The 26,025-nt window shown below is 70.6% G+C and carries 24 protein-coding genes and 1 riboswitch; of the genes, 13 read left to right on the top strand and 11 right to left on the bottom strand.

Features of this window, described 5'->3' with window-relative positions; translation table 11 throughout:
- Positions 1-61 precede the first annotated feature (61 nt).
- The 3 genes from B3G12_RS08870 to bioB form a co-directional block, all read right to left on the bottom strand.
- Entirely contained in the window at positions 62-1,198 is a 1,137-nt protein-coding gene (locus B3G12_RS08870; protein WP_186320706.1) for an aminotransferase class I/II-fold pyridoxal phosphate-dependent enzyme, read from the bottom strand.
- Positions 1,195-2,715, bottom strand: coding sequence for an aspartate aminotransferase family protein (locus B3G12_RS08865; protein ID WP_290499936.1), 1,521 nt, complete (start codon positions 2,713-2,715; stop codon positions 1,195-1,197). Before B3G12_RS08865 ends, B3G12_RS08870 begins: the two co-directional genes overlap by 4 nt.
- 76 nt (positions 2,716-2,791) lie before the next feature.
- Entirely contained in the window at positions 2,792-4,180 is a 1,389-nt protein-coding gene (bioB, locus tag B3G12_RS08860) for a biotin synthase BioB (protein ID WP_290499935.1), read from the bottom strand.
- A gap of 200 nt (positions 4,181-4,380) precedes the next feature.
- Between bioB and B3G12_RS08855 the strand changes: the two genes are divergently transcribed.
- Positions 4,381-4,935: a TetR family transcriptional regulator gene (locus tag B3G12_RS08855; protein WP_290499934.1), complete on the top strand. Its 555-nt coding sequence runs from the start codon at positions 4,381-4,383 to the stop codon at positions 4,933-4,935.
- A gap of 321 nt (positions 4,936-5,256) precedes the next feature.
- Positions 5,257-5,754 carry a GNAT family N-acetyltransferase gene (locus B3G12_RS08850; RefSeq protein ID WP_024289465.1) on the top strand — a complete coding sequence of 166 codons (498 nt, stop codon included), beginning with the start codon at positions 5,257-5,259 and terminating at the stop codon, positions 5,752-5,754.
- A 61-nt stretch (positions 5,755-5,815) separates the two neighbouring features.
- On the opposite strand, the gene B3G12_RS08845 is transcribed toward B3G12_RS08850, so the two are convergent.
- The 4 genes from B3G12_RS08845 to B3G12_RS08830 form a co-directional block, all read right to left on the bottom strand.
- Positions 5,816-7,210, bottom strand: coding sequence for a short-chain fatty acid transporter (locus B3G12_RS08845; RefSeq protein ID WP_290499933.1), 1,395 nt, complete (start codon positions 7,208-7,210; stop codon positions 5,816-5,818).
- Positions 7,211-7,437: 227 nt separating this feature from the next.
- On the bottom strand, positions 7,438-8,628 hold the full coding sequence (locus B3G12_RS08840) for an acetyl-CoA C-acetyltransferase (protein WP_290499932.1): 1,191 nt from the start codon (positions 8,626-8,628) through the stop codon (positions 7,438-7,440).
- Complete coding sequence (locus B3G12_RS08835) at positions 8,625-9,302, bottom strand: CoA transferase subunit B (RefSeq protein ID WP_290499931.1); 678 nt, start codon at positions 9,300-9,302, stop codon at positions 8,625-8,627. The genes B3G12_RS08840 and B3G12_RS08835 overlap by 4 nt, the downstream gene beginning before the upstream one ends.
- On the bottom strand, positions 9,299-10,099 hold the full coding sequence (locus B3G12_RS08830; protein WP_290499930.1) for a CoA transferase subunit A: 801 nt from the start codon (positions 10,097-10,099) through the stop codon (positions 9,299-9,301). Before B3G12_RS08830 ends, B3G12_RS08835 begins: the two co-directional genes overlap by 4 nt.
- A gap of 170 nt (positions 10,100-10,269) precedes the next feature.
- On the opposite strand from B3G12_RS08830, the gene B3G12_RS08825 reads away from it, so the two are divergent.
- The 8 genes from B3G12_RS08825 to B3G12_RS08790 all read left to right on the top strand — a co-directional run bounded on the left by B3G12_RS08825 (position 10,270) and on the right by B3G12_RS08790 (position 18,987).
- Positions 10,270-11,103 carry an IclR family transcriptional regulator gene (locus B3G12_RS08825; RefSeq protein ID WP_126874230.1) on the top strand — a complete coding sequence of 278 codons (834 nt, stop codon included), beginning with the start codon at positions 10,270-10,272 and terminating at the stop codon, positions 11,101-11,103.
- 114 nt (positions 11,104-11,217) lie between these two features.
- A riboswitch (SAM riboswitch) is annotated at positions 11,218-11,304 on the top strand.
- 14 nt (positions 11,305-11,318) lie between these two features.
- Positions 11,319-12,530 carry a cobalamin-independent methionine synthase II family protein gene (locus B3G12_RS08820; protein ID WP_126874229.1) on the top strand — a complete coding sequence of 404 codons (1,212 nt, stop codon included), beginning with the start codon at positions 11,319-11,321 and terminating at the stop codon, positions 12,528-12,530.
- 327 nt (positions 12,531-12,857) lie between these two features.
- Positions 12,858-14,279, top strand: coding sequence for an MFS transporter (locus B3G12_RS08815; protein WP_290499929.1), 1,422 nt, complete (start codon positions 12,858-12,860; stop codon positions 14,277-14,279).
- Positions 14,280-14,475: 196 nt separating this feature from the next.
- The gene (locus tag B3G12_RS08810) at positions 14,476-15,699 is read left to right on the top strand and encodes a thiolase family protein (RefSeq protein ID WP_290499928.1); all 1,224 of its coding nucleotides are present in this window, start codon (positions 14,476-14,478) and stop codon (positions 15,697-15,699) included.
- Between the two features lie 7 nt (positions 15,700-15,706).
- Positions 15,707-16,573 (top strand): enoyl-CoA hydratase/isomerase family protein, encoded by an 867-nt coding sequence (locus B3G12_RS08805; RefSeq protein WP_232300279.1) that lies wholly within the window; start codon positions 15,707-15,709, stop codon positions 16,571-16,573.
- Positions 16,570-17,436 (top strand): 3-hydroxyacyl-CoA dehydrogenase family protein, encoded by an 867-nt coding sequence (locus B3G12_RS08800; RefSeq protein WP_145012120.1) that lies wholly within the window; start codon positions 16,570-16,572, stop codon positions 17,434-17,436. The genes B3G12_RS08805 and B3G12_RS08800 overlap by 4 nt, the downstream gene beginning before the upstream one ends.
- A 196-nt stretch (positions 17,437-17,632) precedes the next feature.
- Positions 17,633-18,427 (top strand): hypothetical protein, encoded by a 795-nt coding sequence (locus B3G12_RS08795; RefSeq protein WP_145012123.1) that lies wholly within the window; start codon positions 17,633-17,635, stop codon positions 18,425-18,427.
- 104 nt (positions 18,428-18,531) lie between these two features.
- Entirely contained in the window at positions 18,532-18,987 is a 456-nt protein-coding gene (locus B3G12_RS08790) for a hypothetical protein (protein ID WP_290499927.1), read from the top strand.
- A gap of 180 nt (positions 18,988-19,167) precedes the next feature.
- Here B3G12_RS08790 and B3G12_RS08785 read toward each other — a convergent pair whose 3' ends face one another.
- Positions 19,168-19,530: a hypothetical protein gene (locus B3G12_RS08785; RefSeq protein ID WP_290499926.1), complete on the bottom strand. Its 363-nt coding sequence runs from the start codon at positions 19,528-19,530 to the stop codon at positions 19,168-19,170.
- A gap of 13 nt (positions 19,531-19,543) precedes the next feature.
- Between B3G12_RS08785 and B3G12_RS08780 the strand changes: the two genes are divergently transcribed.
- Positions 19,544-20,020, top strand: coding sequence for a hypothetical protein (locus tag B3G12_RS08780; protein ID WP_145012129.1), 477 nt, complete (start codon positions 19,544-19,546; stop codon positions 20,018-20,020).
- A gap of 200 nt (positions 20,021-20,220) precedes the next feature.
- On the opposite strand, the gene rraA is transcribed toward B3G12_RS08780, so the two are convergent.
- Both rraA and B3G12_RS08770 read right to left on the bottom strand, forming a co-directional pair.
- Positions 20,221-20,688 (bottom strand): ribonuclease E activity regulator RraA, encoded by a 468-nt coding sequence (gene rraA / locus B3G12_RS08775; protein ID WP_290499925.1) that lies wholly within the window; start codon positions 20,686-20,688, stop codon positions 20,221-20,223.
- A 126-nt stretch (positions 20,689-20,814) separates the two neighbouring features.
- On the bottom strand, positions 20,815-22,287 hold the full coding sequence (locus B3G12_RS08770) for a helix-turn-helix domain-containing protein (RefSeq protein WP_145012188.1): 1,473 nt from the start codon (positions 22,285-22,287) through the stop codon (positions 20,815-20,817).
- Between the two features lie 304 nt (positions 22,288-22,591).
- Between B3G12_RS08770 and aceA the strand changes: the two genes are divergently transcribed.
- Positions 22,592-23,878: an isocitrate lyase gene (gene aceA, locus B3G12_RS08765; RefSeq protein WP_012397296.1), complete on the top strand. Its 1,287-nt coding sequence runs from the start codon at positions 22,592-22,594 to the stop codon at positions 23,876-23,878.
- A gap of 215 nt (positions 23,879-24,093) precedes the next feature.
- Here the strand turns inward: aceA and B3G12_RS08760 are convergent, their stop codons facing one another.
- The gene (locus tag B3G12_RS08760) at positions 24,094-24,579 is read right to left on the bottom strand and encodes a hotdog fold thioesterase (protein WP_222126518.1); all 486 of its coding nucleotides are present in this window, start codon (positions 24,577-24,579) and stop codon (positions 24,094-24,096) included.
- Between the two features lie 181 nt (positions 24,580-24,760).
- On the opposite strand from B3G12_RS08760, the gene paaZ reads away from it, so the two are divergent.
- The coding region (gene paaZ / locus B3G12_RS08755; RefSeq protein ID WP_290499923.1) for a phenylacetic acid degradation bifunctional protein PaaZ at positions 24,761-26,025 on the top strand (1,265 nt) is incomplete at its 3' end.

Below are 26,025 nucleotides of genomic sequence, written 5' to 3'. Positions count from 1 at the left end.
CACGTGCGCTGGACGTGGCTGACGCGGCGGCGGGCAGTTCCTCCGCAGGGTGAGCGGCCCCTCACACGCCCTGCGGTTCGTCCCCCACCACGTCCCGGACGGTGTCCAACGCCCGGGCCAGAACGTGTAGTTCCATGTCCGCGGGAGCCGTGATGCGCAGGCGACTGATGCCGTCCGGGACCGAGGGCGGGCGGAAGCACCCCACCACCACGCCCCGGGAACGGATCACCTCCGCTGCCCGCACGGCCGACTCCGCGGAGGCCACCGGGAGGGACTGCACCGCCGCGCGGGCCGGCGGGGTGCCCAGCGCGGAGGCCACGAACCGCGCCCGCTCGTGCAGGGTCTCCACCAGTTCGGGGTGCGCCCGCACGATCCGCGCGGCCTCCGTGGCCGCAGCGGCAGAGGCGGGCGCGAGGGCGGTGTCGAAGATGAACGGGCGCGCCGTGTTCACCAGGTGCTCGCGCAGCGCCTCGGACCCGAGCACCGCGCCGCCCTGCGCGCCGAGCGCCTTGGACAGCGTCATGGTCACGGCCACGTGCGGCGATCCCGCAAGACCAAGCTCGTGCACGAGCCCCCGGCCGCCGCCCGCTACCCCGATCCCGTGCGCCTCGTCCACGAGCAGCAGCGCGTTCTCGGCGCGGCAGAGCGCGGCCAGCTCCGCGAGCGGCGCGTGGTCGCCCCACACCGAGTACACGGACTCCACGACCACGACGGCGCGCGCCTCCGCGCGCTCCGCCAGCAGCTGCGCCACGTGCGCGACGTCCGAGTGCCGCGCGATCCGCACCGGCGACTGGGACAGCCGTGCCCCGTCCACCAGGGACGCGTGCGCGTGGGCGTCCGAGACGATCAGCGTGTCCGCGTCCCCCAGCGCCGTCAGCACCCCGGTGTTCGCGGCGTACCCGCTGGAGAACGCGAGCGCGACGGGCTGGTCAGTGAGCTCGCACAGTTCGCGCTCCAGCACCTCGTGGACCCCCAGGGTTCCGGTCACCAGCCGGGAGGCCCGAGAGCCTGTGCCGTGCTCCCCCAGCGCGTGCTGGGCGGCGGCCACCACGCGCGGGTCCCGGGAGAGCCCCAGGTAGTCGTTCGAGGCCAGGTCCACGCACGCCCGGGGCGGCGTCCGCAGCCGACGTCGCAGTCCCGCCTCCGCGCGCTGCTCGCCGCGAGCGCGGAGCCAGTCGTCAAGGGGACCGACCGTCATGCCCATCCCCCGCCCGTCAGCTCCACTTCCTGCGCGGCCCGCAGCAGGGCGTAGGCGATGGTGCGGACCTCCTCGTCCGTGCAGACGTACGGGGGCATGGTGTAGAGCAGGCGTCCGAACGGGCGGAACCACACCTCCTGTTCCAGAGCCGCGCGGGTGAGCAGCTCCGGGTCCGGGGCCTCGTGGAACTCCACGACCCCCACGGCGCCGATGACCCGCACGTCCTTCACGACGCGCAGCTCCGCCGCCACGGGCAGGATCTCCCGCAGGGTCTCCTCGATCCGGGAGACGTTCGCCCACCAGGAGTCCCGCAGCATCCGCACGGACTGCAGGGCCACGGCGCACGCGAGCGGGTTCGCCATGAACGTGGGCCCGTGCATCAGCGCGCGCTGCTCCGACGCCGTGATGACCGCTCCCACGGCCTCGGACACGAGCACCGCCGCCAGGGACATGTATCCGCCGGTCAGCGCCTTGCCCACGCACATCACGTCCGGGACCACGTCCGCCCACTCACTGGCGAACCACTTCCCGGTGCGGCCGAAGCCCGTGGCGATCTCGTCCACGACGAACACCAGGTCCAGCTCGTCCGCCAGCTCTCGCAGCACCCGCAGGCACCGCGGGTCGTACGTGCGCATCCCGCCCGCGCCCTGCAGCACGGGTTCCACGATGATCCCGGCGAGCTCGTCCCGGTGGGCGCGGGCGACGTTGCGCACGTCCGCGATCCACGCCTCAACGGCGGCGTCGTCGGCGTCCCAGTCCACGGCCCCGGACGACGACGGCGCTCCCGCACCCTGCGCGCCGCTCCCACCTGGCCCCTCGGTGTCCCCGGAAGGCACGAAACCAGCGGTGTCCGAGGCCGCCGCACCGAGGTTCTCCGGGGACCGCAACCCCTCGGGATCCTCGTACCCGGACCTACGCCGGGGGTGCGCCGCGGGAGGCGGTGCCACGAACAGCTGCTCCGCCACCAGCCCGGAGAATTCGGCGTGCATTCCGCCCTCGGGGTCGCACACGCTCATGGCGCCAGTGGTGTCCCCGTGGTAGCCGCCGCGCACGGTCAGGATGCGACGGCGCTCCGGCCGCCCGAGGGCCGCCTGGTACTGCACGGCGAGCTTCAGCGCGACCTCCACGCTCACGGAACCCGAGTCTGCGAAGAACACGTGCTGCAGCTCGGGCGGGGTGACCTCCACCAGCAGCTCCGCGAGTTCTACGGCCGGGCGGTGCGTGAGACCGCCGAACATCACGTGGGAGAACTCGGTGATCTGGTCCACGGCGGCGCGGTCCAGCTCCGGGTTGCGGTAGCCGTGCACCGCGCACCACCACGAGGCCATGCCGTCGATCGCCCGGACCCGCTCCCCCTCCGGGGTCTCCAGGGTCAGGGTCACGCCCTCCGCGGCCAGCACCGCGTGGGGTGCGGGTCCGTCCAGCGGTGCGTAGGGGTGCCAGAGCAGCCCGCGGTCACGAGCGGCGAGGCGGGTGGGCTGCGCGGCGTCGTCACCCTGTTCTGCCGTATCTGCCACGGCACCCGCGGTGGGGCAAGAAGCTTCCCCGCTGCTCTCGGCGGGCGCGGTGTCGTGAGTGATCTGCGGTGCCGGTTCAGGCATTCGGCGCCACCGAGGTCCCCGCACCACGACGCCGCACGGTCGGGCTCAGCTCGATCCTCACCCGGGTGTCGTCCTCGTCGCGCTCGGGCCCCTCGCCCGAGCTCAGCAGGGCGGCGAGCGCCGCAGACACGGGGGCGGGGGCAGCTGGCGGGGTCGGAACCGGGCCCGGGGCGGCGGAGGGCACCGCGGCGTCGTCGCCCTGACCGGAAGAGACCGGGTCGGAGGGGTCCGGACGGCCGCCCGAGGCGGCATCGGAACCGGCAGGTCCACCGGTTCCGCACGTGGACCCGCAGGGCGTGGTCGCGGGGCCCGTCGAACCTGCCTGGCCCGCCGCGGCCTGCTCGGGTGCCGCACCGTTCGAGGTGTCGGCGGGCACCGTGTCGTCGTGCTCCCTCAACGGACCCGCGCCGAGGACGGTGAATCCGGCGTCCGCGATCATGTCCAGGTCCGCCTTGGCCGCCTGCCCTTCGGAGGTGAGGTAGTCGCCCAGGAACAGGGAGTTGACCACGTGCAGGGCGAGCGGCTGCAGGGAGCGCAGGTGCATCTCGCGGCCGCCGGCCATGCGGATCTCCTTGTCCGGGCACACGAAGCGCACCACGGAGAGGATCTTCAGGCACTTCTGCGGGCTCAGCTGCCACGTGCCGGCCAGGGGCGTGCCGTCGAAGGGCATGAGGAAGTTGACCGGCACGGAGTCCGAGCCCAGGTCCCGCAGGGCGAAGAGCGCCTCGACGAGCTGCTCGTCCGTCTCCCGCATGCCCATGATCAGCCCGGAGCACGGGGAGAGTCCGGCGTCCTTGGCGCGCTCCACGGTGTCCACGCGGTCCTGGTAGGTGTGGGTGGAGCAGATGGACTCGTAGTTGGACTCGGCGGTGTTGAGGTTGTGGTTGTAGGCGTCCACCCCCGCGCCGCTCAGTGTCTCCGCCTGGCCGTCCTTGAGCAGGCCCAGGCATGCGCAGACCTCCACGTCCGGGTGCTGCTCCTTGAGCGCCTCCACGGTGCGGGTCACGTTGCCCACCTCTCGGTTGGACGGGCCGCGGCCGCTCGCCACGAGGCACACGCGGCTCGCGCCACCGCGGATGCCGTACTCGGCCTGCTCCACGGCCTTCTCGGGGCTCAGCCACGAGTACTTGAGGATGTCCGTCCCGGCGTTCAGGCGCTGGGAGCAGTAGCCGCAGTCCTCGGCGCACAGCCCAGACTTCAGGTTGACCAGGTAGTTCACCTTCACGGTCATCCCGAAGTGCTCGCGGCGCAGCCGGGCGGCGGCGGCCACGAGGTCCAGCATGCCGGGGTCGTCGGTGTGCAGCAGCTCGAGGGCTTCGTCCGGGGTCACGGGGTCGCCGGCGAGGACGCGCTCGGCCAGCTCGGCAGGGTTCTTGAACATTGTTCAATTATTGAACGGTGTTCAGGATTGTCAATTCTCCGGGCCATCATTGCGGGACGCGGCCCACGGGTGGCCGCCGCCCTGCCGCCGTCCGGGCCACGACGACGTCGCGCCCCACCCCCGCCAGCGCGGGCCACCCCGCCCGCTCGGTAGAGTTTCCGCGTGGCCCGCACCCGGGCACGAGAGCAGGGAGGGACACCGTGGCACTGGACCGCGAGCAGGTGGTGGACGCCGCGTGGCACATCCTGCAGACCTACGGGCTCGGGGACCTCTCGATGCGCCGCCTGGCCCGCGAGCTGGGCGTGCAGCCCGGCGCCCTGTACTGGCACGTGGCGAACAAGCAGGAGCTGCTGGCAGTCCTCGCGCAGCGCATGGTCGCCCCGCTGAGCACCTCCTCCACAGGCGCTCCCACCACAGGAGCCTCTCCCGCGGGCACTTCCCCGGCAGTCGCCGACGACGACGCCACCCTCCTCATCGCCCGGTTCCGTTCCGCGGTGCTCGCCGTGCGAGACGGCGCGGACGTGGTGAGCGTGGCCCACGCGCTGGACCCCTCGGGCATGCAGCCCACACCCCTGCTCACCGCGGCGCTGACCCGCGCGGGCATGGACCCCGCCCCGGCCGAGACGGCCGCGCTCACCCTGGTCCGCTTCACCCTGGGATCCGTGACCGCCCAGCAGACCCGCGAGTCGATGGACCTCCCCACCGCCACGATGGCCGCCGAGTTCGAGGCGGGCGTGCGCGCGATCCTGGCGTAGCGGCGTCGTCGCCCCCCCTCCACCGCCCGCACCCCTGCAACAACTGAGCAGATGCCGAATTGCGGCCGCAAAACCGCACTTGCTCTGTTAATGCAGGAGGCGGGAGGGGGCTTCAGTGAGCCTGCCGGGGCCACCGCTCTCGCTGAAGCCGCCGGTCCAGACGGGGCGCCCCTGCGACTACGGAGCAAACGCAGAACTGCGACCCCGGAACTGCACTTGCTCCGTTGTTGCAGGTGGTGGGAACGCGTGCGCGCTCCTCTCCACCGCCGGGTCCGCCGTCCGGGGGTGTCAGCCGATGCGGGCGGCGGCCAGAATGTCTGCATGACCACCGGCACCCCCTTCACCGTGCGTACACCCGTCCCCGAAGACGCCCCGGGGATCGCGAGAGTGCACACGCAGTCGTGGCGGGAAACGTACACCGGGCTCGTGCCGGAGCGGTTCTTCGACGACGACGCCTTGCGCCGTCGGGAGGAGACGTGGACCCGGATGCTCGCAGAACCGTCCCGCCGTGTACGGGTTAGGGTGGCCGTGGTGGGCGAGACGATCATCGGTTTCGCGGGCACTGGGCAGCCCCGCGAAGACGACCCCGCCCGCGAGCACGCCCTGCACCTGCTCTATGTGCTCCGCGAGCACCACGGCACGGGCGCGGGACAGGCCCTGCTCGACGCCGTTCTCGGCGGGGAGCCCGCGCAGCTGTGGGTCGCGGAGGCCAATCCACGCGCCATCCGCTTCTACGAGCGCAACGGGTTCCGGGCGGACAGCGCCTCGTTGACCGATCCCGGGCTGGAGGACCTGCGCGAGGTCCGCATGGTCCGGTGAGACCGCGGACGACGTCGCTCCCCGCCACCCACGCGCGGCACGGGACCGTGCGGCGTCGTCGTCAGACCCCCGCGCCCACGATCAGCATGGTCGCCCCGAAGACCACCCCGGAGACCACCAGCACCACGGTGGTGTAGCCGAGGATGTCCCGGATCTTCAGCCCGGCGATCGCCAGCAGGGGCAGGGCCCAGAAGGGCTGGATCATGTTGGTCCACTGGTCGCCGTACGCCACGGACATGATGATCACGGAGGGGTCCACGCCCAGGCGGGCGGCGGCGTCGAGGAGGATGGGCGCCTGGATGGCCACCTGGCCGCCGCCGGAGGGGACGAAGAAGTTCACGAGGCCCGCGGAGAGAAAGGCCAGGAAGCCGAGGGTCTGGGGGGAGGCGACCTCCACGATGGAGTCCGAGAGCACCTGGATGAGCCCACTGGCCGTCATGATTCCCATGATCCCGGCGTAGAGCGGGAACTGCAGCAGGATGTCTCCCACGTTGGATGCAGCGTTCTTGACGAGCGCCATGACCTCGAACGCGTTGCGGGAGAGCAGGAAGATCAGCGCCAGGAACATCCAGTTCACAATGTTCAGGGTCACGGTGCCGCCGCCGGTGAAGTGGATGACCAGGTAGGCCACCAGGGCGAGGCCCACGAGCAGGGTGGGGATGCGTGAGGCGTCGAGGCGGTCGGCGGGCACTTCCACCTCGGGGGTGGCAATGCGCTGGTCGGACTCGGCGAGCGCGTCTGCGGTCACCGCGTGACTCGCGGGCACGGCCCGAGGCGCCACGAGCCACAGGGCGAAGGCGACGAGCACCACGGTGGCCACCGTAGCCGTGATGTTCCACCACGAGAACGTGGTCTGCGAGATGGGGATGACGTGGCCCACCTGCTTCTCGATGAACGAGCCGGGAGTTGCCGCGGTCAGCGGCCCCGAGCCCGAGTAGCCCATGTGCCACACCACGAAGCCGGAGAAGCCGGAGGCCACGAGCATGGGGAAGCTCACCGGCCTGCCGCGGCGCGAGAACTCGGCGGCGACCTCGCGCGCGAGCAGACCGCCGACCACCAGGCCGAAGCCCCATGTGATCAGTGACGCCACCGCAGCGATCACGAACACGAACACGTAGGCCGCAAGCGGCGACCGCGGGATGCCGGCGAGTCGTGCGAGAAGCGCCCGAACCGGCCGAGTGCTCGCCAGGGCGTGGCCGAGCAGCAGCACCAGCGCCATCTGGGTCATGAACTCCAGCAGCCCCGAAAGTCCCGTCCCCCACCCCATGACAACGGTCACTGGGCCGGAGTCGGTCAGGACCAGTGCCATGACCGCAACCACCAGTGTCAGGACGATCGCGAAGATCAGCGCGGAGGGGATGAACCGCTCCACCACGTAGTTCACGGGCTTCATGGCCCGGGCAAGCACGGGGTCGGCGGTCGCCGCAGGAGTTGAGGAACGGTCGGGGGAGCTCATGGCGGGCCTCTTCTTCGTTGAGGAGGGTTGACGGGTAGGCGCCGACGACGCGTGCCGGGCTGGTACCCACAGCCCGGTGGCGCGAGAGCTGGACTCGGCGGTCACGGGCGGGCAGGTCCCGGCCCCCGGCGGGGACACTCGGGGCGGACAGGAGCCTCGCGGGTGCGGCGAGGGGAGCCGGCGGACCGACTCCCCTTGTCACGATGGGCTGATGCGTGCTGGGTGGCTCAGCGGCTCAGCAGCAGGGCCTCGCCCTGCCCGCCGCCGCCGCACAGGGACACGGCAGCCTTGCCGGAGCCGCGGCGGGCGAGCTCCATGGCCGCGTGCAGCGCGAGCCGTGCGCCGGAGGCACCGATGGGGTGGCCCAGTGCGATCGCGCCTCCGTGGATGTTCACCCTGTCCATGTCCACGCCGAGGTCCTTCACGGACTGCATGGACACCGCCGCGAAGGCCTCGTTGATCTCGATGAAGTCCAGCTCCGAGACGTCCCAGCCGGAACGGGAGAGCGCGTGCTCGATCGCGTGCGAGGGCTGGGAGTGCAGGGACGTGTCCGGGCCGGCCACCTGGCCCGGACTGCCCACCACGGCGAGCCACTCCAGGCCGTGCTCCTGCGCGTAGCCGCGGGTGGTCAGTACCACTGCCGCGGCGCCGTCGGAGATGGGGGACGAGTTGCCCGCGGTGATCGTGCCGTCCTTGGTGAACGCGGGGCGCAGCTTGCCGAGCCCCTCCGCCGTGGAATCGGGACGGACGCCCTGGTCCTCCGCGACGGTCACGGGGTCACCCTTGCGCTGGGGGATCTCGATGGGTGCGATCTCCTCCGCGAACACGCCGTCCTGCTGGGCCTTGCCTGCGAGCTGGTGGCTGCGCGCCGCCACCTCGTCCTGCTCCTGGCGCCCGATGTGCCGTTCCGTGTTGCCCGTCTCCGTCAGCTCACCCATGGCCACGCCCAGCGCGGAGTCCACCAGGCCGTCGTGGGCCAGGGAATCGGCGAGGGTCATGTCCCCGTAGGACTTCCCCTTGCGGGCACCCAGTGCCAGGTGGGGTGCGTTGGTCATGGACTCCATGCCACCGGCCACCACCACGTCCGCCTCGCCCGCGCGAATCATCCGGGCAGCCTCCGTGACGGCCACCAGCCCGGAGAGGCACACCTTGTTGAGGCTCATGGCGGGCACGCTCATGGGCAGCCCGGCGGCCACGGCGGCCTGCTTCGCCGGGTTCTGGCCGTTGCCCGCCTGCACCACGTTGCCCATGTAGACGTGGTCCACGTCCTCCGGGGCTACCTCGGCCCGTTGCAGCGCGTGCTTGATGGCGTGCGCCCCCAGGTCCACGGCGCTCTGGGACGCGAGCGCTCCCAGCAGCTTTCCCTGCGGGGTGCGGGCCCCGTTGACGATCACGATGTCGTTGGCGTTCTCGGTCACTGTTCCTCCTGAACGGGTACGGAATCGGGGGTGACGTCCACCAGATCCACCCGGTAGTTCGCTTCGGTCTTTTCGGCCACTTCGTCCTCGCTCACCCCTGGGGCCAGGGTGCGCAGCACGAGCCCGGCGTCCTCGACGTCGAACACGCACAGGTCCGTGATGATGCGGTCCACCACGCCCACACCGGTGAGCGGGAGGTCGCACTCGTGCTTGAGCTTCGCGGAGCCGTCCTTGGCCACGTGCTCGGTGAGCACCAGCACGCGCGGCGTCCCGGCCACGAGGTCCATGGCGCCGCCCATGCCCTTGACCATCTTGCCGGGAATCATCCAGTTCGCCAGGTCTCCCGTCTCGGAGACCTGCATGGCGCCCAGGATCGCCATCTTCACGTGCCCGCCGCGGATCATCCCGAAGGACGTGGCGGAGTCGAAGATCGCCGCGCCCGGCTGCAGCGTGATGGTCTGCTTGCCGGCGTTGATGAGGTCCGGGTCCTCGTCCCCCTCGTACGGGAACGGGCCCATGCCCAGCACGCCGTTCTCGGACTGCAGCACCACGCTCACCCCGGGCGGCAGGTTGTTCGCCACCAGGGTGGGGATGCCGATGCCCAGGTTCACGTAGTCGCCGTCGGCCAGTTCCGACGCCGCGATGGCCGCCATCTCGTCGCGCGTCCAGCTCATGCCGCGTCCCCTTCCGTGCGGCGGCCCGCGGTGGGCCGTTCTTCCGCGCCGCTCTCCGGCGAGCGCCGGTCCTCTGCCGCGCGCACGACGTCGCCCTCGGGCCTCGGCCGCGTGGTGCGCTGCTCGATCTCCTTGGGCACCCCGGAGTACCGCACCACGTGCTGCACGTACACGCCGGGGGTCACGATGTGGTCCGGGTCCAGCTCGCCGGGAGCCAGCACCTCCTCGACCTCCGCGAACGTGACCTTCCCGGAGGCCGCGCACACCGGGTTGAAGTTGCGGGAGGTGCGCCGGTAGACCAGGTTGCCGTCCGTGTCCCCGCGCCAGGCGTGCACGAGCGCCACGTCCGCCACGATCCCGCGCTCCTGGACGTAGGTGCGCCCGTCGAACTCGGCGGTGGGCTTGCCCTCGGCCACGGGGGTGCCCACCCCGGTGGCCGTGTAGAACGCGGGGATCCCTGCCCCACCGGCGCGCAGCCGCTCCGCGAGGGTGCCCTGCGGAGTGAACTCCACCTCCAGCTCGCCCTCCAGGAACTGGCGCGCGAACTCCCTGTTCTCCCCCACGTAGGAGGCGAGCACCGTGGAGACCTGGCGGTTCTCGAGCAGCAGCCCGAGTCCCTTGCCGTCCACGCCCATGTTGTTGGAGACCACGGTGAGGTCTTTGACGCCGCTGTCCCGCACCGCCTCGATGAGGTCCCGCGGGATGCCGGAGAGACCGAACCCTCCCACCGCGAGGGTCATGCCGTCCCGCAGCGTCTCGGCCAGCAGGCCGGTGACGTCGTCCCTGAGTTTGGACATGGCCGCCCTTTCCGGATTGTTCCGTGTGATCTGCCTCTCACCCTAGGAAGGGTTCACATCCTGGTCAAAGAAATCCGTGGTGCGTCGCGGAACGAGCCACATTCTGGAAAACTGGCGGTTGATCGTCCACATCGTGGACAAGCGGGGCCTGGCGGGCAGAGGAGACGGCGATGGCGAGAGCGGCGGAGCAGCCGGGCGGCGCGGAACGGGCGCGGGCGACGACGTCGCGGGCCGCAGCGACGTCGGGCACCCAGGTGGTCGGACGGGTCGCCGCGGTGCTGCAGGCCGTGGCCGCCGCGGGAACCGCTGGCACCGCCGAGGTCGCCCGCAGCACGGGGCTCACCCGCCCCACCGCCCACCGCCTGCTCACCGCACTGGCCCACGAGGGACTGCTCGACCGGGACGACACCGGTCGCTGGGCGCTCGGCTTCGAGCTGACCATCCTGGGGGCGGTGACCGCTCAGCGCTACCCGGCGCAGGACCTCGCCACCCCGCACCTGCGGCGCCTCGCCGAGGCCACCGGCGAGTCCGCGTTCTTCTCCGCCCGCCGCGGGGACGAGGTGATCTGCCTCGAACGCGCCGAGGGCTCGTTCCCCGTCCGCTCGCACGTCCTGCACGAGGGCCTGCGACTGCCCCTGGGCGTCGCCTCCGCGGGGCTGGCCATCCTCGGCCACCTCCCGGACGAGCAGCTGGAGGGCGCGCTCGCCGCCACCCGCGAGCGCCGCAGTGAGCTCGGCCCCCAGCACGACGACGCCCACGTCCGCGGTCTCGTGGCCCAGGTCCGCGAGCACGGCTGGTCCCTGAACCCGGGGCGGATCGTGGAGGGCTCGTGGGGCATGGCCGCCGCGGTCTTCGACGCCTCCGGCCAGCCCCGCTACGCGCTGTCCCTCACGGGGATCGAGTCCCGCTTCCGCCCGCCGCGGCAGCAGCAGCTGGGCACCGCGCTGCTGGACCAGGCACACAGGCTCAGCACGGCACTGCGCACGGGCCGAGCGACGTCGTAGCCCGCCCCGCACGAGGCTCGCACACGGCCCGGGCGACGTCGTCGTCCGCCGAGAGTGCGCCACAGGCCCGCCATGATTCGCCCGCCCACCTCCGCGTGCTGTTGGATGGAGGGGCAACCATCCAGAGCGGCCGAGAGATCTGGCTCGTCGAAGCCGCAGCAACCGGATCACCCCCGGTGCTAATGCCAGAACCGATGGAAAGGACGCACCACCCCATGCCCCACAACACCGACCGCATCCAGACCACCCACGTGGGCTCGCTGCCCCGCACGCCCGAGCTGCTGGAGGCCAACAACCGTTTCCAGGCGGGCGAGATCGACCTCCCCCAGCTGGGCGAGGCGCTCGACGAGGGGGTCAAGGAGATCGTGCGCACCCAGCGCGAGATCGGCATCGACATCGTCAACGACGGCGAGTACGGCCACACCACGTCCGGCGCCGTGGACTACGGGGCCTGGTGGAACTACTCGTTCCACCGCCTGGGCGGGCTGACCCCCACGGACGAGGACCGCTGGAACGACGCGGAGAAGCACCGCTCCAGCCCGGGGCACATCGTGCTCACGAGCTTCCCCGACCGCCGCGACCGCGAGCGCTTCCGGGACGCCTACGAGGACCCCACGGCGGGCGTGCTGGCGCACCGCAACACGGTCTCGCAGCCCAAGATCACGGGCCCGCTGACCTACACGGGTCAGGAGGCGGTGGCCGGCGACATCCGCCGCGTGAAGGACGCGATGGCACTGAACGGGGCCACGCAGGGCTTCGTCGCCGCACTGTCCCCCGGCTCCTGCGCCCGCGTGAAGAACGAGTACTACGCCACGGACGAGGAACTGGTCTACGCCTGCGCGGACGTGATGCGCGAGGAGTACAAGGCCATCGTGGACGCCGGGCTGACCGTGCAGATCGACGACCCCTCGATCGCCGAGTCCTGGGACCAGATCAACCCGGAGCCCACGGTGGAGGACTACCTGGACTTCACCCGGCTGCGCGTGGAGGCCCTGAACCACGCCCTGCGCGACCTGCCGCAGGAGCAGATCCGCTTCCACCTTTGCTGGGGCTCGTGGCACGGCCCGCACACCACGGACCTGGAGCTGAAGTACCTCGTGGACCTCATGCTCACCATCAACGCGCAGGGCTACAGCTTCGAGGCGTCCAGTCCCCGCCACGGCCACGAGTGGAAGGTCTGGGAGGAGCACAAGCTGCCCGAGGGCAAGGTGGTCTACCCCGGCATGGTCTCCCACTCGACCAACGGCGTGGAGCACCCGGAGCTGGTGGCGCAGCGCATCGAGCAGTACGCCTCGGTGGTGGGCCGCGAGAACGTCATCGCCTCCACGGACTGCGGGCTGGGCGGGCGCTTGCACCCGCAGATCGCGCTCGCGAAGCTCGGGTCGCTCGTGGAGGGCGCGCGGATCGCCTCGCAGCGCCTCTTCTGAGCCCTTCCGCCTCTTCCAGCACCGACGACGACGCCGCGCGCGCCGTCACGCGGGCCCGACACCTCCACGGAGTGCCGGGCCCGCGGTGCATGGTGACCCCGCCCTGCCGGGACGTCGCGGGCGTGGCCGTGCCGGTGCGCGGAGGTGACGTGCCGCCAGGGAAGCCTCGCGACGACGCCGTAACATATACGATTTTATACACGACATGCGTGACCGGGCTCACACGCATGCGTACACTGCCGTTTCAAGACCAATCGGTCGGTTATTGCATTCAGGCCCCTGCCTCTGGCACCGCGGACGCCGGTCCGAAGATTCTGGAGATCCACCATGGCATCAACCACCACAGCGCCCGCGCAGGGCCACACCATGAGCCGCGAGGAGCGCAAGGTCCTCGCGGGCACGCTCGTGGGCACCACCATCGAGTGGTACGACTTCTTCATCTATGCCCAGGCCGCCGCGTTCATCCTGGCCGCGCACTTCTTCAACCCGCTCACCGCCGAGAACCCCCAGTTCGGTCAGATCATCTCGTGGGCGACCCTGGGCATCAGCTTCCTCTTCCGCCCGCTGGGCGCGATCGTGGCGGGGCACATCGGCGACCGCTTCGGGCGCAAGGTCACGCTCGTGATGACCCTGTTCGGCATGGGCGCGGCCACCACGCTGATCGGCCTGCTGCCCACGTACAGCCAGATCGGCATGGCGGCACCCATTCTGCTGATCCTGCTGCGCATCCTGCAGGGCTTCTCCGCCGGCGGTGAGTGGGGCGGCGCGGCCCTGATGTCCGTGGAGCACGCCCCCGTGAACAAGCGCGGACTCTTCGGCGCGTACCCGCAGATCGGCGTGCCGATCGGCATGCTCATGGCCACCCTGTTCATGTTCGGCCTGAGCACGGGGCTGACGCCCCAGCAGTTCGAGTCCTGGGGTTGGCGCGTGCCGTTCCTGTTCTCCATCGTGCTGATCTTCGTGGGCTGGCTCATCCGCCGCTCGGTGGACGAGTCCCCGGTGTTCCTGGAGATGCAGCAGCGCGCCAAGGAGTCCTCCGCGCCCCTCGGCCAGCTCTTCCGCAAGAACCCCCGCGAGGTCCTGCTCGCCGCGCTGATCTTCGCCGGCAACAACGCCGCGGGCTACCTGGTGATCGCGTTCTTCGCCTCCTACGGCACGAAGGTCCTGCACATGTCCCGGCCGGAGACCCTGGTCGCCTCCCTGGTGGGCGGCATCGGCTGGCTGATCTTCACCATGCTGGGCGGCTGGATGTCGGACAAGGTGGGACGCAGGCGCACATTCATGATCGGCTACGGCATCATCATTGTGTGGGCCATCCCCATGTGGTGGCTGCTCAACACGGCGTCCCTGCCGCTGTTCGCCCTGGCGATCTTCGTGCTGACCATCGGCCTGGGCCCGTCCTACGGACCGCAGTCGGCCATGTACGCGGAGATGTTCCCGGCCCGCGTGCGCTACTCGGGCGTCTCGATCGGCTACGCGCTGGGCTCGATCATCGGCGGTGCGTTCGCGCCCATGATTGCCGAGCTGCTGCTCGCCCGCACCGGCCAGGCGTGGACCATCGGCGTCTACATCTCGCTGCTGTCCCTGGTGTCCTTCATCGCGGTGTGCTTCGTGAAGAAGTCGGACCAGGGCAAGGACCTTCACGTGGCGGAGGTGCACCAGGAGTACGTCCAGGCGCACCCCGGGGAGAGCGTCCCCGCCGTCGCCGGCGAGCCGGAGACCACCTCCGCGCGTCGCCCCCGGCACTGACGCACCCTGCGCACCCCGTCCCGCGGCCCCCGACGAAGGGCCGCGGGACGCCACCCGAGAACCGGCCCGGCATCCGCACGGACGCCGGGCCTTCTCGTCTCCCCGGAGCGGGTGTCACCGATTGACGTGGCTCACACGATCGGGGAACCTGAGCAGTGAACGATCGGTCAGTAATCCTTCCCAGCTAGGAGTTGCCATGCCCTCTCTGCCGCAAGCCTTCCTCGTCGGGGGCGCCCGGACGCCCGTTGGCCGCTACGGCGGCGCGCTGTCCTCGGTCCGCCCGGACGACATGGCCGCCCTGTGCATCCGCTCCGTGGTGGGGGAGGCCGGGATCGACCCCGCGCTGGTGGACGAGGTGATCCTGGGCAACGCGAACGGCGCGGGCGAGGAGAACCGCAACGTGGCCCGCATGGCGTGGCTGCTCAACGGCTACCCGGACTCCGTCCCAGGCATCACGGTCAACCGGCTCTGCGCATCCGGGATGTCCGCAATCACGATCGCCTCCCAGATGGTGAAGTCCGGTGCCGCGGAGATCGTGGTGGCCGGCGGTGTGGAGTCCATGTCCCGCGCGCCGTGGGTCATGGCCAAGCCGACCACCGCCTTCGCCAAGCCCGGGGACGCGTTCGACACCTCGATCGGCTGGCGCTTCACCAACCCCGCCTTCCTGGACGGGCCGCTGTCCCGGGACGGCAAGATGACCTACTCCATGCCGGAGACCGCGGAGGAGGTCGCGCGCGTGGACGGCATCACGCGCGAGGACGCGGACGCCTTCGCCGCGCAGTCCCACGAGAAGGCGCTGGCAGCGATCCGCGCCGGGCACTTCGAGAAGGAGATCGTCCCTGTGGAGGTCAAGGGCCGCAAGGGCGCGGTCACCGTGGTGGACACGGACGAGGGCCCCCGCGAGGGCTCCACCACCGAGGTGCTCGCCAAGCTGCGCCCGGTGGTCGCGGGCGGCTCCGTGGTCACCGCGGGCAACTCCTCCTCCCTCAACGACGGCGCCTCGGCCGTGATCGTGGCGAGCGAGCGGGCCGTGACCAAGTACGGTCTCACCGCCCGTGCGCGCGTGGTGGACGGCGCCTCAGCCGGTCTCGCCCCGGAGATCATGGGCCTCGGCCCGGTCCCGGCCTCGCAGAAAGTGCTGGAGCGGGCCGGGTGGAACGTGGGCGACCTCGGTTCGGTGGAGATCAACGAGGCCTTCGCCACCCAGTCCCTCGGCTCCATCCGCCGTCTCGGCCTGGACCCGGAGATCGTGAACCGGGACGGCGGCGCGATCGCCCTGGGGCACCCGCTCGGCTCGTCCGGCTCGCGCATCGTGATCACGCTGATGGGTCGTATGGAGCGCGAGCGCACCGCCAAGGGCCTGACCACCATGTGCATCGGCGTGGGCCAGGGCGCGGCTCTGCTCGTGGAGCGGGTGTGATCCGGCCGTGACGGACACGAACCCCAGCCACGACGACGCCGCCCGCGACCCGCGCGCGGACGGCGCCGCCGCGCCGTCGTTCCCCGAGAACGGGCGGACGCCCACCTGGGCCGCGGACTTCTCGGCCCTGCGCGTCACCGAGCGCCCGGACCGGCTGCACGTGGCCCTGGACCGCCCGGACGTGCGCAACGCCATCGACGAGGTCATGGTGGACGAGCTGCACACGGTGTGCGGGCACCTGGAGCGCGAGCCGAAGATCATGGTGCTCAGCGGCACCGAGGTGAAGGGCAAGGGGATCTTCGCCTCCGGGGCGGACATCGCCCAGCTGCGCGAGCGGCGCCGCGAGGACGCCCTGCGCGGGGTGAACTCGCAGATCTTCGACCGGATCGCCAAGCTGCCCATGCCCGTCGTTACCGCCCTGGACGGCTACGCCCTGGGCGGTGGCGCGGAGCTCGCGTGGGCCGCGGACTTCCGCATCGGCACGCCCCGCCTGAAGGTGGGCCAGCCCGAGACCGGGCTCGGCATCATCGCCGCGGCCGGTGCGCTGTGGCGGCTCAAGGAGCTCGCCGGTGAGGCCCTGGCCAAGGACATCCTGATGGCCGGGCGCATCCTCTCCGCGCAGGAGGCCCTGGAGGCCCGGCTGATCACGGAGATCCACGAGCCCTCCGAGCTGCTGGCGGCCGCGGACGCTCTCGCGGACCGGATCGCCGCACAGGATCCGCTGGCCGTGCGGATCTCCAAGCGGGTCTTCGCCATGCCGCGCGAGGCCCACCCCCACGTGGACGAGCTTGCGCAGGCCGTCCTGTTCGAGTCCCAGGCCAAGTTCGACCGCATGCAGGCGTTCCTGGACCGCAAGAAGGAGCACAAGAAATGACCGAGAGCACCACGTCAACCGTCCCCTCCACCGTGGGCGTGCTGGGCGGGGGCCGCATGGGCGCGGGAATCGCCCACGCGTTCCTGATCTCCGGCGCGCACGTGACCGTGGTGGAGGTGGACGCCCAGGCCGCGGAGGCCGCGAAGGAGCGCGTGGAGTCGGACCTCGCCAAGTCCCTGGAGCGCGGGAAGATCGACGGCAACCTGGACGTGTGGGCCGAGAACTTCGCGGTCAGCGTGGACTACGCGGACTTTGCGAACTGCGAGCTGGTGGTCGAGGCCGTCCCGGAGATCTGGGACCTCAAGGTCTCCTCCCTCCGGGAGGTCGAGGCGAACCTGTCCGAGGGCGCCTGGCTCGCCACGAACACGTCCTCGCTGTCCGTGGACGGGCTCGCCGCGCAGCTGCAGCGCCCGGAGCGCTTCTGCGGCATGCACTTCTTCAACCCGGTGCCCGCCTCCAAGCTCGTGGAGATCGTGATCGGCGAGCGCACGGGGCAGGAGCTGCGGGACCTCACTCTGCAGTGGGTCGCGGGGCTCGGCAAGACCCCCGTGACCGTCAAGGACGCCCCCGGGTTCGCCTCGTCCCGCCTGGGCGTGGCCCTGGGCCTGGAGGCCATTCGCATGGTCGAGGAGGGTGTGGCCTCCGCCGAGGACATCGACAACGCCATGGTGCTCGGCTACAAGCACCCTGTGGGTCCGCTGGCGCTCACGGACATTGTGGGACTGGACGTCCGCCTGGGCATCGCCGAGTACCTGGAGAAGGAGCTTGGACCCCGCTTCACGCCCCCACAGCTCATGCGGGACATGGTGGAGCGCGGCGAGCTGGGCAAGAAGTCCGGAAGGGGTTTTTATGACTATTCATAGAGTTGCCGCTCGACGCTGACCGCATGACAGCTGGTCGGCACAGGTTTCCCCCGACGGCCCGCCACCCAGAACCCCCGGGTGGCGGGCCGTCGTCCATCACAATTCGATCACAGGGGGTTGCACTAGCAAACGGCTCCCGTGAAGTGTGGGGCGTGTTGCAGAGCACAGACGGCTCCCACATCGAGAGGTGATCGAGATGCAGTCCAAGAAGACCCTGACCCTGACCGCCGCGGCCGTGGCCGCCCCGCTGCTGGTGGGGTGCGCACAGAGCGCTCAGCCCTCCCAGACTGCCGAGGCCGGCGAGACGACGGCACAGACGCGGCAGACGGCGAGCACGGCCGCATCGGCCCAGAGCTCGCAGGCACCCGCGACAGGCTCGAGTGCGGTGAGCACCGCGGACCCGGCGGCCACGACCACCGGTGAGGCCAGCACGCAGGCTGCCGCCGGCGAGGGCACCACGCTGCCGGAGGTGACGGACCCGCTGGCCGGCACGGAGGCCGAGACCTCGAGGATCCCGGTGGAGCACCCTAAGTACGGCGATCTCGAGATCGTCACGTACCTCCACGTCACCTCGGGCGGCGCGGCCCCGTCCGAGGGCGTCCCGAGCTACGCCGTGTACCAGAACGGCCACGCGGTGGGCTACGTCGCCTCCCCGGAGGGCACCAAGGCGGTCAACTTCTCCGACCGCAAGGCACTGGCCGGACAGACGTGGGAGGTCGGCAAGGAACACCCCGTGGACCGGTACGGCAACGTCTACATCTCCTACGACACCGGCGTGACCGTGCTGACGCCCACCGAGATGGGCTTCGACTCCCAGGGCACCATGCCTCCGGCCAAGGACGCGAAGTTCCCGTTCTCCCACGCGGGCCTGAAGCTCGACGCCGCCGGGTTGCCCACGGTGGTGCAGAAGGTCGTGGACAAGGACGGCACCGAGACCGGCAGGACCGTGAACTGGACGTGGGAGAACACCACGTTCGTCCAGGAGAAGTGAACGACATGCGTTCCACCCGAACGCCGCCCCTGACCACTGCCCTTGTGGCGCCCCCCTGCTCGCGGTCTGCGGGCAGGGCAGGCAGACCGCCGGAGTACGGGCCCATGGAGGTGGTGACCTGCACGCTGACCACCACCCCGGACACCGCACCGCAGGGCAAGCGGGGCAGCTATGCCGTCCACCAGAACGGCAACCCGGTGGGCTCCGTGTCCTTCCCCGAGAGCTCCTCGGTGATCACCTTCGGCAACGGCCCGGCCATCGGGGACCAGCTCTGGGAGGTGGACCAGAAGAACCCCGTGGACAGGTACGGCAACGTGCACTTCCCCTCCAACTCGGGCGTCACGGTCATCAGCCCCTCAGGCGGGGGCTTCGACTCCCACGGCACCTTGCCGGGAGCCGAGGACCCGCAGCACCCCTTCCAGAACGCGGACGTGAGGATCGCCTCCTCCGGTGAGCCGACGGTCGTCCAGCACGTCAGGGACAAGAACGACAGCAATGCGGACACCGGAGAGACCGTGGACTGGACCTGGGATAGCTCGAAGTTCGCGGCCCGCAAGTAGGTCACGGTCCCACCGCACGGTCCCACGAGGGCGGCCCCGCTGCGGCGGAGCCGCCCTCGTGCGTGCCTGGCCATCCTGGTGCGGGCCTGACCGCCCGGCAGAAGACTGGGGTCGCGGTTCGATCACACCTGGTTGCAATCGCAAATGCGATGGGGGGGGAGGGTGGATGCCTTGGTGATCTCAGAGATCTCCCCCAACCGACGAGGTGAACGAGATGTGCTCCACGAAGACCAAGACCCTGACCGCCGCTGTTCTGGCTGTCCCGCTGCTCGTGGGTTGCGCGCAGAGCGCCGAGCCCCCGCAGGCCGCCGACGCCGCGTCGTCGCCCGCCGCGAGCACGGCCCCGGCGGCGAGCAGCACCCCGAGTACGGCGCCGAGCACCCAGGCGGCGCCCCCCGACGAGAGCGCGGAGACCCCGGCCACGGAGCCGACTGCGACTGCAGAGACCACCACGCCGCCACCGGAGCCTTCCAGTTCAGCACCCGCCGTCCACTCCACGCTCCCCGCGGTGGAGGACCCCTGTGCGGGGGTCTGCACGGCCACGGGACGGTTCCAGATGAATCACCCCGCCTACGGCCCCATGGAGATCGTGTCCCACGAACGGATCGTGCACCCGGAGACCGCTCCCCAGGGCAAGCAGCCCAGCTTCGCCGTCTATCAGGGGAACGAGCCCGTGCGCTACGAGGTGAACGTGGACGCCGGGGACCTGGTCTCGTTCGGACCGGCCCCCGTGATCGGGGACCAGGTGTGGGACGTGGCCGGGAGCAGCCCCGTGGACAGGTACGGGAACCTCTACCTGAGCAGCAGCCGCGGCGTCACCGTCATTTCCCCCGCCGACGAGGGCTACTCATCCAACGGAACCATTCCCGAGGCCAACCTGATCCCGCCGTACCCGTCCGATCCGGCCGGGCTGCGGATCGAAGCCTCCGGCGAACCGACCATCCTGGTCAAGGAGGTCGCCCCGGGCGGCGCCCCAACGGGCAAGACCCTGGAGTACACCTGGGACGGTTCCACCTTCGTGCCGAGCACGTAGGCACGCAGGAAAGTAGCTGACACGACGCCGTGCGGGCAACGGTGAAGGGCGCGACCCCGAGGGGTCGCGCCCTTCACGTCCGATACCTGTGTGTTCTGGTGCTCGTGCGCTCGACCGGCCGTGAACCGGACCTCCAGCGGTTCGGCCACCCGGCGTCAGCCGTGCGGCCACGGAGCTGTCCTCATGGGGCCGTGCCGGACTCAGCGCTCCACGAGGATCCCGTCCTCGTCCGCCCACAGGGTCTTGCCCGGACGGAAGGTGACACCTCCGAAGTTGAGGATCACGTCCGTCTCGCCGAAGTCGTTGGGCGAGGACTTGCGGGGGTTGGTGCCCAGGGCCTTCACGCCGATCTGCAGGGTTCCGAGCTCCACGCGATCGCGCACCGGGGCGTTGATGACGAGCCCCGCCCAGCCGTTCTCCATGGCGGTGCGGGCCACGTTGTCGCCGAGCAGCGCGCAGTTCATGGAGCCCTGCCCGTCCACCACCAGCACGGCACCGTCACCGGGGGTGGCCACGAGCTTCTTGACGTCCACGTTGGACTCGAAGCAGCGCACGGTGCGGATGGGGCCGGCGAACTGGTGGACGCCTCCCACCGAGATGAACTGGGTGGTCACGGACTGCAGCTCGTCGCCGCGCTCGTCGTAGAGGTCGCACGTGGAGATGGACATGGCACTGGCCTTTCGTCGCGGACAAGGGGGCCGCGCGGCGTCGTCGTCGGGTGGGCGGCGCACTGCGGAAGCTCGCCCCGCGCCGCGAGAACGACAGCCTACGCAGCAGTAGGAACGTGACGGACGTTACGCGAGGTCCGCATCGAGTTCAACGGCCGGCGCGTGGCGCTGCAGGAAGCGGTACACCTCGGTCTCGTCCACCCCGGGGAACGCGCCGGCGGGCATTGCGGCGAGCATGTGGGTGGCCGGGCGCGCGGAGGGCCACGCCTGTCCGTCCCACAGCTCCGAGAGCGCGGGCGAGGGCTGCTGGCAGCACGCCGGGTCCGGGCAGGTGGAGGTGCGCCGGTAGTTCGTGGCCCGGCCCCGGAACCACTTGACGTGCTCGTAGGGAACCCCGAAGGAGATTGAGAACTCGCCGTGCTCGGAGCCCTCCACGCGGGCGGAGCACCAGAACGTGCCGTGCGGGGTGTCCGTGTACTGGAAGTGCGAGAGCAGCCGGTTGGTCCCGGAGAAGGCCTGGCGCGCGGAGAAAAAACGGCACGCCCGCTGACCCTCCACCGCCCCGCTGTGGTCGGTGGGGAACTGGAGGCCGTCGTTCTGCCAGGCCTTGTGGATGATCCCGGAGGAGTGCACCTTCTCGAAGTGCGTGGGGATCTCGAAATGGTGGGTCATCAGGTTGGTCATGCGGTGCGCGGCCGTCTCGTGGGAGACCGCGAACGCGTCCCGGAGGTCGTCCACGGACAGCTCCCGTTGGGACTTGGCCCGGGCCAGGAGGTCCACCGCCGAGGCCTCGGGAACCATCAGCGCGGCGGCGAAGTAGTTGGTCTCCACCCGCTGCTCCAGGAACTCGCCGTAGCTTGCGGGCCGTCCGTGCCCCAGCAGGTGGTGGCCCACCGCCTGCAGCAGCACGGACCACGGGGATCCGCCGGCCGTGCTGGCGGGCAGGTAGAAGCGCCGGTTGCGCAGGTCCGTGACGGAGCGCGTGGAGTGCGGCAGGTCCGGGACCTGGTGGATCTCGAAGCCCACGTGCTCCACCAGCCGGGAGATGTGGTGCTCGGACAGCGGCCCGCCGGTGTGCCGGATGGCGGCGAGCAGCTCCGCGGCCATGGTCTCGATCCGCTCGAAGTAGTTGTTCACGCTCTGCATCCGCGCCCGCAGCTGGGTGTTGGCGCGCCGGGCCTCCTCCGGGGTGGCGGCCTGCTCCTCGAGCCGCTGACCGAGCTGCTGCTGCAGTGCGGCGAGCGCCTCGAGGGTCTCGGTGCTCGTCCCCGGCCCCACCCGCACCGTGGGCAGCCCGAGCGCGGAGTACATGGGCCCGCGCTGGACCCGCTCCACCTGGATCTCCAGTTCCATGCGCCGAGAGGGCGCCTTGGAGCCCAGCAGCTGCTCCACCCCCATGTCCAGGGCCGCAGCGATCGCGGACAGCGCGCTGAGCTTGGGCTCGCGCTTGCCGTTCTCGATCAGTGACAGCGCGGACGGCGCCATTCCCGCGGTGCGCGCCAATTCCTCCAGCGTGATTCGCAGGCGCTTGCGGCGGTAGCGGATGCGCCGACCCAGCACGATCGGGTCCGCCGGGTCCCCCGACTCTTCGGGCGGCACCTCGGAGGACGACGACGCCGCGCGGCCACCTCGGGTGCCCGCCCTCCCGTGTCCCGCGAGAGCGGTGCGCTCGGTCGTGGAATGGGTGGGAGCGGCGTCGACGGTGCGACGGTGCCTGCGGGGTCCTGTGTCCGGGGTCATAGTCCGAGTTTAGGCAGATTTTTCTGAAACGTGAAGAAATTCAATTCTTCATCCGAAAAACCTCTATGCGAGGGTGCAGATCGCGGCAAAAGTGGAACACATCAAGTTACCCGTGCGGAGCTTCCACCGAGGCCGCCGGCTCGAACGATCAAAGGAGACCGAGATGAGCAACGAGAACAGCAACCTCCGCAGCGCCGCTGAACTGGCCCGTGACTGGGAGGAGAACCCGCGCTGGGCGGGTGTGACCCGTGACTACGCGCCCGAGGAGGTCCTGCGTCTGCAGGGCTCCTTTCGAGAAGAGCACACCAACGCCCGCCGCGGGGCGGAGCGCCTCTGGTACCTGCTCAACTCGGAGGATTACATCAATGCTCTGGGCGCTCTGACGGGCAACCAGGCGGTCCAGCAGGTCAAGGCGGGCCTGAAGGCCATCTACCTCTCCGGCTGGCAGGTGGCCGGTGACGCCAACCTGGCGGGCCAGACCTACCCGGACCAGTCCCTCTACCCGGCGAACTCGGTTCCCCAGGTGGTGCGCCGGATCAACAACGCGCTCAAGCGTGCGGACCAGATCGAGCACGCCGAGGACGTCCACACCGTGGAGAACTGGATGGCGCCGATCGTCGCGGACGCGGAGGCCGGCTTCGGCGGACCGCTCAACGCGTTCGAGCTCATGAAGTCCATGATCGACGCCGGTGCGGCGGGCGTGCACTGGGAGGACCAGCTGGCCTCCGAGAAGAAGTGCGGCCACCTGGGCGGCAAGGTGCTGATCCCCACCCAGCAGCACATCCGCACCCTCAACGCGGCCCGCCTCGCGGCGGACGTGGAGGACGTGCCCAGCATCATCATCGCCCGCACGGATGCCGAGGCGGCCACCCTGATCACCTCGGACATCGACGAGCAGGACGCCGAGTTCATCACCGGCGAGCGCACCGCGGAGGGTTTCTACAAGGTCCGCAACGGCATCGAGCCCTGCATCGCCCGAGCCAAGGCGTACGCGCCGTACTCCGACCTCATCTGGATGGAGACCGGCACCCCGGACCTCGAACTCGCCAAGCAGTTCGCGGAGGCCGTGCACGAGGAGTTCCCGGACCAGATGCTGGCGTACAACTGCTCGCCGTCCTTCAACTGGAAGAAGCACCTGGACGACGACACCATCGCCAAGTTCCAGCGCGAGCTGGCCGCCATGGGCTTCCGCTTCCAGTTCATCACCCTGGCGGGCTTCCACGCCCTGAACTACTCGATGTTCGACCTGGCACACGGCTACGCCCGCAACCAGATGAGCGCCTACGTGGAACTCCAGGAGCGGGAGTTCGCCGCCGAGGAGCGCGGCTACACCGCCACCAAGCACCAGCGCGAGGTGGGCACCGGCTACTTCGACCTGGTCTCGCAGGTGGTCAACCCGAACTCCTCGACCATCGCCCTCAAGGGCTCCACCGAAAGCGCCCAGTTCTGACCCGCCCCGCGCGGCAGCGCTGACACAGATTCGCGGAGGCCGGTGCACGGTCACCGAGGCCAAAGTACTCCGGGCACCCGGCCTCCGCGTTCACCTCATCCGCGGGTGATGGAGGGGTCTGCTCAGACCTCTGGCGGACACAGAACCGCCCCGGCACCGCACCATGACGCGGCCGCCGGGGCGGTTCTTCCGTGCGCGGGGCACGCCTGCCGCGGCTACTGCGAGGGGGCGTCCTTGAGGTAGTTGGTGATCCGCACCGTGCACAGCCGGCGGCCGGTGTCGATGTGGGTGATGACCACCTCGTGGCTCGTCATGGTGCGGCCCAGGCGGATGGCCGTGGCCACGCCGCGCACCCGGCCGCTCGTGGCGGAGGCATGGTGGGTGGCATTGATGTCCACGCCCACGGCCACCTTGCCCATCGTGGAGCCGTGGATCACGGCGGCCCACGATCCGAGCATCTCGCCCAGCGCCACGGAGGCGCCGCCGTGCAGCAGCCCGAGGGACTGCCGGTTGCCCTCCACGGGCATGGTGGCGACGAGGCGCTCGGCGGAACGCTCTTCCACCTCCACGCCCATCTTGCGGTCCAGCTCGCCCAGCTCGAGGTTCAGGGCGTCGAAGGGCTTGCCCTTCTGCTCGTCGGACGACGCCGCGCGCCGCCGGTTCTCCACGCGTGCGTCCGCGGGGGTCGGGTCCTCGTGCATGTTCACTCCTCGTGGTGGTGGCACGACGCCGCCCGCGCGCCCGCGCGGGGAAGGTGCCGCAGCGCCGTCGGGCCCGGTGGAGCGGGACGAACGGCCATGGTGACTCTGTGTGACCTAGGTTATCCTGGTCCAAATACTGACCGATCGTTCGGCTACCGCCTCGACACCCGGAGGACCCAGCGTGAGCACCCAGACCCAGGCGCCCGAGACCAGCGCCCCGCAGATCCTGCCCAGCTTCGTGAGGGGCCAGTGGTGGCGCCCGGACGACCCGCAGAAGGTCACGGACGTGAAGGACGCCGCCACCGGCGAGCTGGTGGCCCGCGTGAGCACGGACGGCCTCGACACCGCCGGGGCCGTGGAGTACGCCCGCACCGTGGGCCAGGCCTCGCTGGGGCAGTTGCGCATCCACGACCGCGCGCTGATCCTCAAGCAGCTCGCGCAGCACCTCGGGGAGCACAAGGGGCAGCTGTACGAGCTCTCCTACGCGACCGGCTCCACCGCGAAGGACCACCTGATCGACGTCGACGGCGGCATCGGCACCCTGTTCACGTTCTCGTCCAAGGGCCGCCGCGAGCTGCCCAATGCCAACGTGATCGTGGACGGCGCCGTGGAGCAGCTCTCCCGGGACGGCTCGTTCCTGGGCGAGCACGTCTACACCCGCCTGCCTGGCGTGGCCGTGCAGATCAACGCGTTCAACTTCCCCGTGTGGGGCATGCTCGAGAAGTTTGCGCCCGCGTTCATCGCCGGGGTACCCACCATCGTGAAGCCCGCAACCCCCACCGGCTACGTCACCGAGGCGTGCGTGCGGCTCATGCTGGACTCCGGGCTGCTGCCCGAGGGATCCCTGCAGCTGGTCTCCGGCTCCGCCGGGGACCTGCTCGACCACCTGGACGCCCGCGACCACGTGGCGTTCACGGGGTCGGCAGCCACGGCCCGCTCACTGCGCGGCCACACCAACGTGGCGGAGAACGGTGTGCGCTTCACCGCGGAGACCGACTCCCTGAACGCCGCGGTCATGGCCCCGGACGTCACCGAGGACTCCCCCGAGTTCGAGGCGTTCGTGAAGTCCGTGGTCCTGGAGATCACCGCCAAGGCCGGGCAGAAGTGCACCGCGATCCGCCGAGTGGTCGTGCCGGAGCAGGTCAAGGCCGCCGTGGTCACGGCGATCCGCAAGCGGGTGGCCCAGCGCGCCGTCGTCGGGGACCCGCGGGACGCCGCCACCACGGTGGGCCCGCTCGCGTCCGAGGACCAGTACCTCGAGGTGCTGCGCTCCGTGCGCACCCTGGTCGACGCCGGTGCCACCGTGGAGCTGGGCGGACCCGAGGAGCTCTCCTCCGTACCCCAGCACGGCGCGTTCTTCCCCGTCACCGTGCTCTCGTTCGACGACGCACGCACCCCCGTCGTGCACGAGGTCGAGGCGTTCGGCCCGGTCACCTCCGTGCTCGG

Source organism: Kocuria sp. UBA5001 (assembly GCF_002398425.1).
GTDB lineage: Bacteria > Actinomycetota > Actinomycetes > Actinomycetales > Micrococcaceae > Kocuria > Kocuria salsicia.
This window is presented reverse-complemented; position numbering and strand designations above follow the sequence as displayed.